Source organism: Kitasatospora sp. GP82 (assembly GCF_029892105.1).
Taxonomy (GTDB): domain Bacteria; phylum Actinomycetota; class Actinomycetes; order Streptomycetales; family Streptomycetaceae; genus Kitasatospora.
In genome coordinates this window covers 200,161-215,090 of record NZ_JARZAJ010000014.1, presented here as the reverse complement: position 1 = coordinate 215,090, position 14,930 = coordinate 200,161, and the positions used below count along the sequence as shown (strand labels likewise).

The window sequence follows — 14,930 nt, the reverse complement described above, 5'->3', positions numbered from 1 at the left end:
TCGGCAGATCAAACTCAAGGCATAAGCGCCAGTCGTACCTCGGGCCAGACCACCGCCCGGGGCGGCACCCGACCATCCTCACAGTCATACCTGGTTCCTGTGCTGGTCGCGGACATGGTTCACCGGCACGGAACGGGCAGGCGCCCTCGCCGAAGGCTCGGTGATGGACGGTCACAACTTCCTTCGTCCGCTCGCCGTACCTGCCGACAGGACTGCTCAAGCCGGCGGGCGGGTCGCGGTGAGGGACTGTTCGGCCCAGATGGTCTTTCCGGAGCGGCCGTAGCGGCAGCCCCAGCGCGTGGCGAGCTGGGCCACGAGGAACAGACCGCGGCCGCCTTCGTCGGTGGCGCGGGCCCGACGCAGGCGCGGCTGGGTGTTGCTGGAGTCGGAGACCTCACAGACCAGCACCGTGTTGCGGATGAGTCGCAGTCCGACCGGGGCGCCGCCGTAACGGATGGCGTTGGTGACCAGTTCGCTGACCACGAGTTCGGTGGTGAACGTGATGTCCTCCAGCCCCCAGGCGGCGAGCTGGCGGGCGACTGCTCCGCGGGCGTCGGCCACGATGGCGGGGTCGGCGGGGAGTTCCCAGCTCGCGGTGTTGTCCGCCGAGACCGCGCGGGTGCGGGCGATGAGCAGGGCGATGTCGTCGCGGGGCGGGGTATCGCCGGTGCGGGCGAGGAGAGAGCGGCCGATGTCGTCCAGGGTCCGCTCGGAGCGGCACAGTGCGGCAAGGTTGTCCGTCAGCCGCCGGATTCCGGCGTCGAGGTCGTCATCGGCGCGTTCGATCAACCCATCGGTATACAGAGCGAGGGTGCTGCCCGGGGGCAGATCGGTCTCCGCGATCTCGAACGGCATGCCCCCGACACCGAGCGGAGGGCCGGGTGTGACCTCGATGACGTGAGCGGTGCCGTCGGGTCGGACGACGATCGGCGACAGATGCCCGGCACTGGCGAGGGTGCAGTGGCCGGTGACCGGGTCGTAGACGGCGTACAGGCACGTGGCGCCGACCTCGTCCCCGTGCCCGGGGGACGCCTCGCCGGCCAGTTGCTGGACGAGGTCGTCGACGTGGGTGAGGAGTTCGTCGGGCTCCATCTCGAGATCGGCGAGGGTGTGGATGGCTGCGCGGAGACGGCCCATGGTGGCGGTGGCGTGCAGCCCGTGGCCGACCACGTCGCCGATGACGAACGCGACCCGCAGGGAAGGCAGGGGGACGACGTCGAACCAGTCGCCACTGATGTCGGCCCCGCCGCCGGCCGGTCGGTAGAGGCCTGCGGTCTCGGCGGCCGGATGGTCCGTGGCGGCGGGCGGGAGCAGGCGTTGCTGCAGGGCGACGGCTGCGCGGTGCTCGCGGGTGTAGCGGCGGGCGTTGTCCACGCTCAGCGCGGCGCGGGAGGCGATCTCCGTGAGGAGGTCGGCGTCCGCCTGGTCGAAGGCCTCGGGCCGCTCGGTGCGCCAGACCGCGACCGCGCCCAGCACGAGGCCACGGGCGAACAGGGGAGCCGAGACGGCCGAATGCCCGTTCTCGGGAATGAGGAGCGGGATCAGTTCAGGGTGGCCCTCGGCCATGGCGATCGCGCTCGCCCGGTCGGCCACGACGACGGTCTCACCGCGCTGGACCCGCCGCAGGACGGGCAGGTCCGGCACCGGCGGGTCCGCAAAGCCCGGCGGGACGAAGCCCGCGGGCCAGGAGCCGACCGAGGCCGCGGCGACCCTGCGCAGGTGCCACGATCCCGCGCCGGCCAGCTTCGGGGGTTCGTCGCCGTCGAGTACGGGGTCGGCGACGCTCACCCAGGCCAGGTCCCCGAAGGCCGGGACGAGAACGTCCACCAGGTCCTGGGCGGTGCGCATGACGTCGAGGGAGTCCCCGATCCGGACCGACGCCTCGTGGCGCAGGTCCCGGCGCCGCCCTTGCGCCGCCGCATCGGCGAGCACCGCGGCGACACCCGTGGGGCGGCCCTTGTCGTCCTCCAGCCTGAAAGCGGAGAGGGACAGCGCACCCTGCGGGCCGGGCACGTGCTGTGACCGTGCCCGCAGCTCCCGGTCGATCAGCGGTACTCCGGTGTCCAGCACCCGGCGCAGCGCCGCCTCGGCCTCGTCGGCTTCCTCGGGAAAGACGGCCTCGCGCAGTCGGCCGCCGACCGTCGCGGCCACCCCGCCGAACGCGGCCGGCGCGCGGTTGGTCCGCACGATGTTCAGGTCGGTGTCGTGAATGGCGATCCCGATCCGGTCCTGGGTGAGCAGTGCGCGCAGGAAGGCCGTGCCCTGCTCCCGGTCGCTCACGCGCTGGAGGGGCGCTGCCAGGACCAGGAGATCGGACGAGCCGTCCAGTCGCAGCGCGTGGAAGGCGACCTCGACCTTCCGACCGGAGCGGTGCCGGAGCACGGCCCGCCCGGCCGCGGGAACACCGCAGGTATCCGGGTGCTGTGCTTCGACCAGCTGGCGGATCGGCTGTCCGCATACCTCTGCCGCCGTACGGTCCAGCAGCTTGGCGGCCGCACGGGACCACTGGAGCACGACCCCTGCTCCGTCGACCACGACGGCCGCGATGTCGCCGAACGGCGACGGCCCACCACCGGCAGGATCGCTGGAGGCGTTCATCTTGCTCCTCGCAGGTGATGGAGCCACCCCGCATTACCCATAGTCATTATCAGACGATCAGCGAGGTCACTCGGCAACGCGGGAGGTACGGCACTCCCGGACACCGCCCACGGCGGAGCGCGTGATCCGCCCCGGTCAGGTTCGCCCGGACTTGGCTGTGGCCCGTACGCCGAAATGGACGTACCGGCTGCCGTCCGCCAGGGCGTAGAACACCACCGGTATCCAGGCGTCCTTCTCGTTGCGGCGCCCGGCGAACACCGTTTTCGACGGTGTGTCCGAGACCGGGGACAGGTGCCAGACGAGCGGGTCGAAGGTGCCCTTCAGGCCCTCGGCACCCTCGTACCTCAGCTGCAGCGTGCCCTCTGCAGCGGGACCGTCGGTGATGGTCATGAGGAAGCCCTCACGCTTGTAGGTGCCGGTGAACGGCTCCGTGTCCACCGGCGGATGCCCCTCGGCCGGCGCGAAGCCGGGCATGGTCACCCCGGCGAGCTCGGCGCTCAGCTCGCGGCAGAGTGCCTCGTGCCGGTCGGCCTGCCCGTGCCGCTTGCCGACGATCGCTGCCAGCGAGGCCATGGTCGTCCGCGGGGGCCGCTGGAGGTCGCGGTCCGGACGGAGCACATGGCGGCCCAGGGCCCGGACCAGAGCGCCGAGGACGAACCCGTAGACCGTCACCAGTCCGTGTGCGTTGGACTGGGCGAACCACACCGCCAGGCCGAGTACCGGCGCGCTGAGCGCAAGCAGCTTCTCCTTCGGGTTCTCCCTGTGATCGCCGCCGCGCAGCAGGAGAGCGGCGGCCAGCGTCGCGGCGAGGAAGTAGGTCGATCCCGAGCTTCCGGCGAAGTTGCGGGGGTCGGTGCTGCCGCTGGTCTGGCCGAAGAGCGAGTCGATGTGCTGCGGCAGGAGGATGCCCGCGGCGAGCAGGCCCAGCATCAGGGGCGCGCCCCAGAACCACTCGGCGAACGCGGCGATGACGGCGAGGGTGGCGAGGTTCCACGCCGCCCCGAGGAAGCCCCCGTTCTGCATGAAGACCGACGTGACGACACGCCACCAGCCCGACCTGCTCGGGTCGCTGTCGAACGCCGCCATCGCTCCCGACCAGCAGAGCTGCGTCACCACCCCGGCGAGGGCGAGCGCGGTCAGCCCGACGGCGGCCCAGGGGATCCGGCGCCGACCCAGCGTGCCCTGACCGATCAGGGCCAGACCACCGTTGAACATCAGCACCATCAGTACCGCAGTGGTCACGTTGAACAGCAGTCCGCCCATCGCCACCGACCCCCCTTCGAACCCCGTTTGATTTTGCTGATGGCGACTCTAGCGACGGCGGCACCAAGATTCAAACACTGTTTGAAAATCGCCCGTTAGGCTGAGCCCCATGAAGCTGACCGCAGACCGGATCATCGACGCGGGCATGGCCGTGTTCGCCGAATCCGGATACCACGGGTTGTCCATGCGACAGGTGGCGGAGCGACTCGACGCACACGCCGGAAGCCTCTACTACCACGTGCCCAGCAAGAGCGCGCTGCTCCAGCTGATGGCGGACCGGGTGGCCGGGCAGGCGTACGACGCGGGCAGCGCCGCACTGGCCGCACTGCCCGACCGGGCCGACTGGAGAGCCAGGGTCGAGGCGCAGGCCCTCACACTGCGTCAGAGCATCAGGCAGCACCCCGGCGGGGCGATCATGCTCGCCGACAGCCCGAAAGTACTCAGCACCGGAGCGCTGTCGCTGATGGAACGGCTGCTGCAGACCCTGAGCGACGCCGGGGTGCCCGACGAGCACCGCAGCATCGCCGCCGACACGCTGCTCAGTCACATCACCGGATTCGTGCTCCAGGAACAGAGCGAGCCGCCCGCCCTCACCATCAGCGCCCAGGACGGCGCCGACATCCACGAGCGCTTTCCGATGACCGTCGCCGCCGCGTCCGCCTACGACCAGGACGAGAAGTTCAGCCGCAGCCTGCGGCTGCTCTGTGCCGGAATCGAGACGCTGATCGAGCCGCCCTGCTCAGCGGGCTGACGGGACGCGCTGGGGTGCGAGCGCGAGGTAGGTGAGGACCGCGCCGACGGTGGACAGGGCCGCGAGGCCGAAGCCGAGGGTGTGGAAGGCGCTGCTGAAGCCGGCGGCCAGGGCCGCGTGATGCGTTCCGGCCGCCTGGCCTTGAACGGCCTGTCCGGCGAGTCGGGCCGCGGGCGTGGCGCCCAGGCCGCTCCGGCGCAGCTGTGCGGCGGTAAGCGTGGTGAGCCAGGCGGCGGCGCCGGCGACGGCGACGGATTCGCCGGTGATGCGCATCGTGTTGAAGATGCCTGCGGCGACTCCCGCGTTCTCGACCGGGACGGTGCTGACGGCCGCGTTGTCCATGACCCCGAAGGCCAGTCCCACCCCGACGCCGAAAGGCAGCAGTGGCAGCGCCAACGCCAGCCATGATCCGTTGCTGTGCAGGGTGGCCAGCAGCAGTGCCCCGGCCACGATCAGCGCGGAGGCGCAGGTCAGCACCGTCCGCACCGAGGTACGGGCGGCCAGGCGGCCGGCGAGGAGCGGCAGGACCAGCACCGGGGCGGTCATCGGCAACAGGAGCAGGCCACTGGCCAAGGTGGTGCGGGCGCCGACGCCTTGGAGGTAGGCGGGCAGGTAGACCAGCAGGACGACGAAGCCGAGGGTGACGGTGAAGGGCTGGCAGACCACAGCGAGGAACTCGGGCCTGCGGAACAGGCGGACGTCGAACATCGCCCGGTCGGCCAGACGGATCTCCACCACCGCGAACAGGGCGACCAGCACGAGAGCGGCCAGGAGCAGGAGCAGGGTGCTCGGTGCGGCCCAGCCGGCGGTGGCGGCTCGGACGAAGGCGAAGGACAGGCAGGCCAGCCCGGCGGTGAAGGTGACGAGACCGGCCAGGTCGAGGGCGGGCTGGTCGGGGTTGAGGGATTCCGGGGCCCGGGTCGCGCACAGCCAGGCCGGCACGGACATGGCCGCTACCAGGACGAACACCGATCGCCAGCCGGCCACTTCGACCAGGGCCCCGGCGACCAGCGGGCCGATCGCCAGGCCGGAGCCGAAGGAGGTGCCCAGGATTCCGAAGGCCAGCTGTCGGCGCCGCCCGGACGTGGAATGGGCCAGCACCGCCGCTCCCGAGGCCAGCACGGCCGCCGCCCCGCAGCCCTGGACGGCCCTGGCCGCATCGACCACGGCCATCGAGGGCGCCAGCGCGACCAGCAGGGACATCGCGCCCACCAGTGCGATGCCGGTCAGCAGCACGCGCCGTCGGCCGACCCGGTCGGCGAGGCTTCCGGCCGCGAGAGGCAGTGCGGCGAAAGTGATGTTGAAAGCGTTCAGCATCCACTGTCCGGTGCCGACCGAGGAGCCCAGGTGCGCCGTCATGCTCGGCAGCGCCACCGCTGCCCCGGTCACGGAGAACGGCAGCATCACGCTGGCGGACGCGACCGCGACCACCGTGGGCCAGAAGCCGCGTCCGTCGGAGTCCGAGGGTCGGCTCGGGATCGGCACGGCGGCCGGAGCACCGCCGGGACCCCCGGTGCTTCCCGCGCGAGCCGGATCGGGCCGCAGCAAGCCGTGAAGAGAGGGACGCGAGCCGTCGAGAGAGGAAGAAGAGGGCATGCCTCGATGCTTCGCGAGCCTCACCATCGGATGAAGAGACCCGCGTTCCCTGGGAATCACAGGGCCACCTTCGGCCCGCCGCGGCCCCGGCAGCACCGCCATACTGGGACGCATGGCCGACATGATCATGATCACCGACAGCCTCGGCGACTACCTCCGGGCCAGGCGTGCCCTGGTATCGCCCGCCGATGCCGGTCTCCAGCCGACCGGCCGCCGACGGGTGCCCGGGCTGCGCCGCGAAGAGGTCGCCGAGCTGGTCGGACTGAGCACCGACTACTACGTGCGGCTGGAGCAGGGCCGCGCCGACCGCCCCTCCGACGAGGTCCTGAACGCCCTCTCCCGGGCACTGCGCCTCGGCTCCGCCGAGCGCGCCCACCTGTACGACCTGGCCCGGCCGCCCCGCCGCACCACCGCGACCGCGACCGTCACCGCGCGGGGCGAGACCCTGCGCCACGCGCTGAGCCAGGTGGTCCAGGCCATCCCGACGACGCCAGCCGTGATCATGAACGACCGCAACGACGTGCTGGCCTGGAACCACCTGGCCGCCGCGCTGATCGCCGACTTCCCCAAGCTCGCGCCACGCGAACGCAACATGGCCCGCAGGATCTTCCTGGACCCCCACGCACACCGGGTGCACCTCGACTGGGACGAAGCCGCCCGCACCACGGTCGGCATGCTGCGCATGGCCGCCGGACGGCAACCGCACGACCCGGAACTCGTCCGCCTCATCGGCGAACTCTCGCTCGGCAGCCCGACCTTCCGCACCCTGTGGGCCAGCCACCACGTGCACGAGAAGACCCATGGACCCAAACGATTCGGCCATCCCGTCGTCGGGGACATAACGCTCCACTACGAGACCTTCCAGGCCCCCGGAGCGGCCCACCACCTCCTGGTCATCTACACGGCCCCACCCGGAAGCCCCGCCGAGGAAGCCCTGAACTTCCTCGGAAGCCTCACCACCCCCGGCACAGCCACCCGCACTCACCGGGAGAAGCGGGCCGAGACGAGCTGACCCAAGCACAGGCACGGCTCGCCGCATTCCGGTTGGCTGCCATTTTCAGATCGTTGCTCGAGTGGCTACGGCAGCGACGCGCGGACGTGCCGTCGCCGGCCTCCAGCCGGTAGCCGATGACCTTGCCGACGTCGCTCTGGTCGCGGCACCGGTAGAGGTCTTGAGCTGGGCAACGTCAGGCCAGGTGATGGCACGCGCCCCGGACCTGCCCGTGTGCACGACTCCACCGGCGTAGAGGTAGTGCGCCTGTGTCTCCTCGGCAACAACGGGGCGAGGCGACCGCCGCGCGCATCCTGCCCGACAGCACCTGGCACTCCCTGCGGCCCGACCGGTAGCGCCCCGAGGAATGTAAATAATAATTACCAGCGCCAGCCTTATGGGGAATATCCGTCGGCGCGGGCGGGGTCGAATCGGAACGTGAATTCCGTGGCACGGCTCGTCGCGGGCTGGTCGAGATGGGCTGATTGAGTGGCGTGGAGCAACGGCTCGGCGCCAGACTTGCGCGGCCACTTCGCGTGCCTGATGATCGGCCGTGTCGGGCTGTCATCGGCTTTCAGCAGTCGGTCAGGACGTGACATGCAGAAGCGTCGACCGGCGGTCACCGAACCTGTCCGGCTTCCAGGCCGGAAAAGGTACTCGCTTTTTCGGTGATGAAGTTCCGCTGCTGCGGCGCGGTCGCCTGCTGCCCTTCGGGAGCGGTCGCCGGAATTCGGTCCGGATGTCCTGCGCCCAGGCGCACCACCGGCAGGCGTGCCTACCGGAAGGTGACTCCGCGTCGAAGGAGAAGGAAGGGTATGCCCAGAGATCTCGGCGGAACCCGTTGGAGGCGCTTCGCCGCCGTACTGCTACCGAGCATGGCGGCTGCCTCCGCCGTCGCCATCAGCCTGGCCCAGGGAGCCCTGGCCGCTTCGTTCTTCATCTCCGGCGAGGAGTTCAAGACGGCCGCGGGAACACTGACCGGTGAGGGCCTGAGCATTTACGGCATGGTGGACGTGACCAGGAACGGTGACCATATTCCGGTCCTGGTCACGGGAGTCAGGTCCGCGACGATCGAAGCACTGTGCCAGTCCGTGGTCATCCAGGTCCCGGTACTCGGCCCCTACACGCTCAGGCTCACCGGCGGCGAGGACGGAACGCCCGCCAGGGTGAAGAACCTCTTCCTGGACACGTCCGTCCAACGGGCCAGCCAGGCCGTCCTCCACAACGTCGACCTCGGTATCGCCGCAGGCTCGCTCACCACCGGAGAAATCAGCCGCGGCGACCGGGAATCCCCGTTCTTCGACCCCAACGGCTTCGCACTGCAGGGCACTTCGGCCACGCTGACCAACGTGCGCGCCACCGGGGTCGCGGCCTCGGCCAGCACCATCGACCTGCCAGGCCTGCACGCATCACTCAAGGCCGGCAAGAACGAGTGCTTCTGACCCTGCCTCGCACCACCGGACACGGCGCGGACCAGGAGCTGCCAGCGTGATGAATCCGACCACTGATGACCTGCCCAGGCTGCTCGGCAACATCGCCGGAGCACGGCAGAGATTCCGAGTCTGGCGCGGCACCCGCCCCTTCTGGGCCGGACTGCTGACCAGCTCGGCGAGCGCCCCCATCATGTACTTCCCCTACACCCACCTCACCCTGGCAGGGCTGCCCCTGGCACTGTCCACCACCGCCGGAGCCGGATCACTGGTCATCGGGATCCTGCTCGTCGTCCTGGGCATCACCCTGTGGCTCCAGCCGCAGATGCGGGTCTTCGCCGGAGTCGCGACGATCCTGCTCGCCCTGATCTCCGTTCCGGTCGCCAACTTCGGCGGCTTCCTCCTCGGCCTGCTCCCCGCTCTCATCGGCGGTTCACTGGCGTGCGCCTGGGCTCCGCCGAGCGAAGCCCGCGAGACCTACGCGCCCTCGGCGGCCGCCGAGGACCGATGCGCCGCAGTGCCGTACATGCAGGCACAGGGCATGGCCCCGGCCAACTCCGTGAGCGAGGGTCACGGTGGGGAGTGACGGTACTCGGGCCGGCCGGACCGATGGTGCGCCGCGCACAGGTTGCCCCGGCGGTGCCCCTGACCCGTTGCCGACAGCCGACCCGTTCAGCTGGTTGCAGCGACCGGTAGGCAGTCTGCTGGCACTGACCGCTGTACCGGCGGCACTGCTCCTGGCCGCGACGGCTCCGACGAAGGCGTTGTCCGCAGCCGGGCAGCCGGCCCCTCGCGGCATCGTCGCGGCCCGCTCCGGCTCCGCCGACGCGTACCTCGGAGAGGACTGCCCCGCTGCCGCGAACTCCGCCCCAGGCCGACCGCAGCCGGCCCCGGTCCCCTTGGCATCGGCGTCGGGCACCCCGTCAGCGAGCGCCGTGCCAGGTCGCGAGGAGCCGCTGCCGCACGCCTCGGGGTCGGTCGTCGCGGACATCCCGGCCCAAGGCGGGGTGCGCGGTGCGGGCACTGCGAGTCCTGCATGCAGTTCGCCCGCACCGAAGGGTGCCGCCAGGACTGCCACGGCTCGCCCGAGCTCCGTTCCCGCAGCGCGGCCGGGCACCGCCGGTCCCGGAAAGCCCGTCACCCCGGGCGCGCCGACGGACGAGGCGTCCGTGGGGATGTCGGGAGGCCGCTGGAACCTGAACGCGCACAGGCTCGTACTCCGCGACAGTGTCCTCGACGTGGTGACCGTGGTGACCTCGACCGGACCCAGGCCGGTGCTGAAGTTCACCGCCCGGTCGGTGGCGGTCGGCGACCTCGACCTGGCGATCAAGCGGGACAGCGCAACCTGGCATCTTCAGGGCGACCCCGGTAGCACCTCAACCCTGGCCGGCGATTCGGTGACGATGTACGCGGAGGAACTGTCCGGCACGATCACCGGACTGGGGGACGGCCCACTACCGGAGAAGCGCACCGTCACCATCGCCCCGGACTCCGTCCCGCAGTGGCTCTACGGTCCGGATGCCGCCGCGCCGAGCTCACCCGACCGGACACTCGTGTTCGAAGACGCAACCGTCTTCCAGGCGCGCCTGATCGGTGGCGATCTCGCCATTCCGGGCATGCGTCTGAACGAGGTCCAGAGCTGACTTCGGACCACGGGAGAGACAGATGAGCCGTGAGTTTCCCAAGGACGCCCCTCCCAACACCGGTAGCCGTGCCCGGGATCACCTGGCCAACGAGCGGACCTACCTGGCATGGCTGCGGACCGGCATCAGCGTGGCAGCACTCGGCGTGGCCGTCGCAAAGTTCGCCCCGCACCGGGGGGTCCACGCCGTGGTCGCCGGGGCAATCCTGATCTTCGCCGGCCTGCTGGTCAGCGCTTATGGGACAGTGCGCTACAGATCCATCGGCGAACAGCTGGAGGCCGGCGTCTTCGCTCCGGCACGATCCGCCGTGATCACCGCCACAACAGTGATCACCCTCGTCGCACTGATCGCCGTCGTCATCCTGATCTGACCTGCCGCACCCCGCCTCGGACCATCCCCAGGTACCGATGTTCGTGAACGCACACGCCGACCGAGGCCGCCTCTCCCCCGGACCTCAAGCGGCCCGGGTGCTGCCGCTACGTCCTCCAGGGCGCGCAGGGCCAGGCCGAGGCCCTGCGCGTAGCCGGAGCAGATCACGATCCGTTCGGGATCCGCCTCGGCGGCGCGTACCCGGCGCAGATATCCGGCCACGACCTCGCGCAGTTCGGCGCTGCCGCGCGGGTCGCCGTAGTCGAGCGCCGACGCCGGCATGGTGCGTGCCGCCTCGCGCATGGCCCACAGCCAGTCGGTGAGTGGGAAGCTGCTCAGATCCGGGACGCCCCACCTGAAGTCGGCCACCAGGCGCCGGTGTGCCTCGGGCGGTGAAGGGGGTACCCCCGGCCGGAGGCTGGGGGCAGGAGCCGGCGGAACGCCTGCGCCAGCCGCCACCCGGGTCACGGAGCCGACCCGTGCCACGAGGTAGCCCTCGGCCTGGAGCTGGGCGTAGCAGTCCTGTACCAGCCCACGCGAGAGCCCGAGCATCCGGGCGAGTTCACGGGAGGAAGGAAGCCGTTCGCCGGCCTGCATGCGCCCGGTCCGGATCGCGTCCCGTACCCGGCGTTCCAGCTGGGACCGCAGCGGCTCGCCGCTGTCCCGGTCGATGACCAGCAACAGCTCGGGGGACAGACCGGACCACTCCAGCGGCATGGAATTGGAGCTTACCCGCGATCCGCCCGGCCTCTAGCGTCGTTCTGTGACCACGACGATCAACTCTCAAGCTCGGGCGGCCGGTTCACGACCACCGCTGGTGACGCGGCCGCTGCTGCTGCGTTTCGTTTCGATCATCGGTGCCTCGACGAGCTTCTACCTGCTGCTGTCGGTCGTTCCGCTCTATGCCGAGGCGTCCGGTGGAGGCGGCAACGCCGCGGGGCTCGCCACGGGTGCGCTGATGCTGGCCACGGTCGCGGGTGAGCTGGCCACTCCCCGGTTCGTCGCCCGCTTCGGCTACCGCCTGGCGCTGGTGGCGGGGTTGGTCCTGCTCGGGGCGCCCGCGCTGGTGCTGACCGTCTCCGGGGGCATGGCGTGGATCGTGGCGGTCTGTCTCGTGCGCGGGCTGGGCTTCGCGGTCACGGTCGTCGCGGGCGGCGCCTTGACGGCATCGCTGATCCCGCCCGAGCGCCGCGGTGAGGGGCTGGCGCTGATCGGCATCGTGTCCGGCGTACCGTCGCTGCTGGCCCTGCCGCTGGGCGTGTGGCTGGTCCACCACGTGGGGTACGCACCGGTCTGCATCGCCGGTGCCCTGGCCGCGCTGGCCGCGATCGTCTCGGTGCCGGGCCTGCCCGGCCGGGAGCCGGCCTCGGGACGGCCGATCGGGGTGCTGGCCGGCTTCCGAACGGCCGCTCTTCTGCGGCCTGCTGTCGTCTTCGCGGCCACCACGCTCGCTGCCGGAATCATCGTCACCTTCCTTCCCCTTGCCGTCCCGTCGGCCTCCGGCGGACTCGTCGCCGTGGCCCTGTTCGTCCAGCCCGCGGCATCAACCGTGGCGCGCTGGCTCGCCGGCCGGCACGGCGACCGGCACGGACCGGCCGGACTCGTCCTGCCCGCCCTGGTCGTCTCGGCCGCAGGAACGCTGCTCATTTCGCTGAACAGCAGCCCGGTTGCCGTCGTCGCCGGTGTGGCCCTGTTCGGGATCGGCTTCGGGGTCGCCCAGAACGCCACCCTGTCCCTGATGTACGCACGGGTTCCCGCCTCCGGCTACGGCACCGTCAGCGCCCTGTGGAACTTCGCCTCCGACGCGGGCATGGGCGTCGGCGCCCTTGCCTTCGGCGCTCTCGCCGGCGGGACCGGCTATCCGCCGGCCTTCGCCGTCACCGCCGCACTGATGCTCACCGCACTCGCCCCCGCCTGGCGCGACCGCCCGGACAGCAAGGGTTGATGATGATGTGTATGACCAGCCCACGTAGAACCTACGAGGGATGAAGAATCCTCCAGAACGGGCTAATGAGGGGCGAAGGGGCGCATTCATACGAGCGTCCGCGGAAACCCTCAGACATGTTCATCTCCCATCACGAGACCTGGAGGTCGGGATGAGGCGTTTCAGAATTCCCGTCCTGGCAGCCGTCACGATCTGTGCTTTCGGCACGACCACCGCTGCTGCGCAGGACCACGTGAGGCCGACGTCATCGCCCCGTGCACCGCGCACGAAGGCGGCCCACGACCAGCACTTCGGCCCTCAAGTAGTCCTACAACCGGGACAGACCGCCACCACGGCGGTGAACTGCCCGGCAGGCGAAGCACCCACCGGAGGAGGAGCCGTCGGCCGGGAGAACACCTTCGTCAACAGCTCGGCCGCCACGACCGATGGTGGCCGCTGGGAAGTCCGAGGCACCAACACCGGCGGCTTCGCGCAGATGCTGGCCGCCCAGGTCATCTGCACCGCTCCGTAGTCGAGTACGCAGGGCGTCGCGGCGATTGCGACGCGGACGTCGCGGTGGGGGTCGGGCCGAGCCCAGGTGGTCAGCAGGAAGTCGCCCGCAGAGGGAAGTTGGGGCGGTCGAACTGTCGAGCGACGGTCTTGCGCGGTGTGACCTGACGTCGGGGTTCAGCAGGATCTGCGCGAAGCCCGCTCCGTCTCGGGCCGACTGGTGATGAGCTGCCCGAGACGGATCCCACCCACGATGCCAGTGGAGCGCCCCCCGGTGCGCCCAACCAGGCCGAGGACAGAGGAGGCCGCGTCCGTGGAACCGGATGGCAGCCCATCACCGTTTCGCCACGAGACACCCGAAGAGCGGGCTGACCGGAACCTGGTCGAACTCCTGCAAGAACTGCGGGTCGTCCAGACCGGTGTGCAGATCGTCTTCGCCTTCCTCCTCAGCCTTGCGTTCACCAGCCGATTCCCGCAGCTCAACGGCTTCGAACGCAACACCTACGTCACTACCCTGCTCCTCACGGTGATCGCCTCCGCAGTGCTCGCGACCCCGGTCGCCCTGCACCGCGGCCTGTTCCACCGCGGTGCCAAACGACGGATCGTCGACCTTTCCGCCCGACTCGCGCAGGTCGGCCTGGCCTTCCTCGCACTGGCACTGAGCGGCGCCGTCCTGCTCCTCATGAACGTCGTACTCGGCCCCGCGGCAGCGGCCACGATCGCCACCGCCACGTTCGTCATGTTCGTCGGCCTGTGGTTCATCCTGCCTTGGTCCCTTCGCCGTCCCCGACAGTCACCACGGACGCCTGCTGCACGGCAGCGCCCGAAGGCCGCAGACGACTGAGCACCGTCGCCGTGTCCCGGCCGGGCTGGACGCCTGGCCGAAGCCGACGAGCGCGGGCCGACGACGCGGCACCGGTGCGCGGCATCGCCCGCCAGGGACGCGTTAAGGCTTGTGCCGACCGTCCGCACCGTGCGCGCCCCCTGTTACACCTGAACACAGGAGGTGCACCATGCCTCACGTCCTCACCCGAGGTCCCCTCGCCATCCCTGCGGCACTGGCGGCTCCACTCGCCGTCTGTGCGGCCCTGCTGCCCTTCCGCAGCACCATCGCCAACACCAACGTCGCCCTGATCCTGGTCGTGGTGGTCGTCGCAGCGGCCGTCGTCGGGCACCGCCTGGCCGGAGCAGTCGCAGCCGCCTCCGCCGCCCTGTGGTTCGACTTCTTCTTCACCCGGCCCTACGAGCACTTCTCGATCACCAAGTCGTCCGACATCACCACCGCTGTCCTGCTTCTCCTGGTCGGGCTGGCGGTGTCCCAGCTGGCCGCCCGTACCCGCCGCCTCCAGGTGATCGCCATCACGGACGCCGACTACCTCTCCCAGATCCACCACACCGCCAGGATGGCGCAGTCCGCAACCTCCGGCGGCGCTGTGGTCGACCAGGTGCGAGCGCAGCTCGTCGGCCTGCTCCACCTGCGCGGCTGCCGTTTCGAGTACGGAACTCTGCTGGGACACCCGCCACGCCTCGAACCGGACGGCTCCGTCGTCCTCGGCCGCAGGAACTGGGACGTCGACCGGCTCGGGTTCCCGGACGAGGAGGTCGAGCTGCGGGTGTTCGGCAACGGTCGCTTCTTCGGCAGGTTCATGCTCGACCCGACCCCGGGCGCCATCCCTTCGCTGGAGGCCCGCCTCGTCGCGGTGACCCTGGCGGACCAGGCCGGTGCCGCGCTGGACACCATGCAGAGCTCCCCACAGGTCGGCTGACGGCGGGGAGCGGCGGATGCTCGCGCCGCTCCTGCCTGCCTGGCCGGCGATGTCCTGGTCCGCACGGTGATCCGCAAGAGACGGCCCCG

The 14,930-nt window shown here is 70.6% G+C and carries 13 protein-coding genes; 9 read left to right on the top strand and 4 right to left on the bottom strand.

Annotation, left to right across the window (positions count from 1 at the left end; translation table 11 throughout):
- Nucleotides 1-216: 216 nt before the first annotated feature.
- Together P3T39_RS17340 and P3T39_RS17335 are read right to left on the bottom strand one after the other, a co-directional pair.
- The gene (locus P3T39_RS17340) at nucleotides 217-2,598 is read right to left on the bottom strand and encodes a SpoIIE family protein phosphatase (RefSeq protein ID WP_280698562.1); all 2,382 of its coding nucleotides are present in this window, start codon (nucleotides 2,596-2,598) and stop codon (nucleotides 217-219) included.
- Between the two features lie 135 nt (nucleotides 2,599-2,733).
- Nucleotides 2,734-3,861: a hypothetical protein gene (locus P3T39_RS17335; protein WP_280698574.1), complete on the bottom strand. Its 1,128-nt coding sequence runs from the start codon at nucleotides 3,859-3,861 to the stop codon at nucleotides 2,734-2,736.
- Nucleotides 3,862-3,970: 109 nt separating this feature from the next.
- Between P3T39_RS17335 and P3T39_RS17330 the strand changes: the two genes are divergently transcribed.
- Nucleotides 3,971-4,612 carry a TetR/AcrR family transcriptional regulator gene (locus P3T39_RS17330; RefSeq protein WP_280698561.1) on the top strand — a complete coding sequence of 214 codons (642 nt, stop codon included), beginning with the start codon at nucleotides 3,971-3,973 and terminating at the stop codon, nucleotides 4,610-4,612.
- On the opposite strand, the gene P3T39_RS17325 is transcribed toward P3T39_RS17330, so the two are convergent.
- On the bottom strand, nucleotides 4,601-6,097 hold the full coding sequence (locus P3T39_RS17325; protein ID WP_280698560.1) for an MFS transporter: 1,497 nt from the start codon (nucleotides 6,095-6,097) through the stop codon (nucleotides 4,601-4,603). The two genes, P3T39_RS17330 and P3T39_RS17325, sit on opposite strands and share 12 nt — an antisense overlap.
- A 223-nt stretch (nucleotides 6,098-6,320) precedes the next feature.
- Between P3T39_RS17325 and P3T39_RS17320 the strand changes: the two genes are divergently transcribed.
- From P3T39_RS17320 to P3T39_RS17305, 4 genes are all read left to right on the top strand, one after another.
- Entirely contained in the window at nucleotides 6,321-7,220 is a 900-nt protein-coding gene (locus P3T39_RS17320) for a helix-turn-helix transcriptional regulator (RefSeq protein ID WP_280698559.1), read from the top strand.
- 794 nt (nucleotides 7,221-8,014) lie between these two features.
- Nucleotides 8,015-8,641: a DUF6230 family protein gene (locus P3T39_RS17315; RefSeq protein WP_280698557.1), complete on the top strand. Its 627-nt coding sequence runs from the start codon at nucleotides 8,015-8,017 to the stop codon at nucleotides 8,639-8,641.
- A gap of 49 nt (nucleotides 8,642-8,690) precedes the next feature.
- Nucleotides 8,691-9,215 (top strand): DUF6114 domain-containing protein, encoded by a 525-nt coding sequence (locus tag P3T39_RS17310; RefSeq protein WP_280698556.1) that lies wholly within the window; start codon nucleotides 8,691-8,693, stop codon nucleotides 9,213-9,215.
- Nucleotides 9,216-9,798: 583 nt separating this feature from the next.
- Nucleotides 9,799-10,272 (top strand): hypothetical protein, encoded by a 474-nt coding sequence (locus tag P3T39_RS17305; RefSeq protein WP_280698555.1) that lies wholly within the window; start codon nucleotides 9,799-9,801, stop codon nucleotides 10,270-10,272.
- Between the two features lie 249 nt (nucleotides 10,273-10,521).
- Here the strand turns inward: P3T39_RS17305 and P3T39_RS17300 are convergent, their stop codons facing one another.
- Entirely contained in the window at nucleotides 10,522-11,358 is an 837-nt protein-coding gene (locus tag P3T39_RS17300) for an aminotransferase class I/II-fold pyridoxal phosphate-dependent enzyme (protein WP_280698554.1), read from the bottom strand.
- Between the two features lie 46 nt (nucleotides 11,359-11,404).
- Between P3T39_RS17300 and P3T39_RS17295 the strand changes: the two genes are divergently transcribed.
- The 4 genes from P3T39_RS17295 (at nucleotide 11,405) to P3T39_RS17280 (ending at nucleotide 14,841) form a co-directional block, all read left to right on the top strand.
- On the top strand, nucleotides 11,405-12,586 hold the full coding sequence (locus P3T39_RS17295) for an MFS transporter (protein ID WP_280698553.1): 1,182 nt from the start codon (nucleotides 11,405-11,407) through the stop codon (nucleotides 12,584-12,586).
- Nucleotides 12,587-12,923: 337 nt separating this feature from the next.
- On the top strand, nucleotides 12,924-13,097 hold the full coding sequence (locus P3T39_RS17290) for a hypothetical protein (protein WP_280698552.1): 174 nt from the start codon (nucleotides 12,924-12,926) through the stop codon (nucleotides 13,095-13,097).
- Nucleotides 13,098-13,388: 291 nt separating this feature from the next.
- Nucleotides 13,389-13,919, top strand: a complete 531-nt coding sequence (locus P3T39_RS17285; RefSeq protein ID WP_280698551.1) for a DUF6328 family protein — start codon at nucleotides 13,389-13,391, stop codon at nucleotides 13,917-13,919.
- 169 nt (nucleotides 13,920-14,088) lie between these two features.
- A complete protein-coding gene (locus P3T39_RS17280; RefSeq protein ID WP_280698550.1) occupies nucleotides 14,089-14,841 on the top strand; it encodes a DUF4118 domain-containing protein in 753 nt (250 codons plus the stop codon).
- The last annotated feature ends 89 nt before the right edge of the window (nucleotides 14,842-14,930 follow it).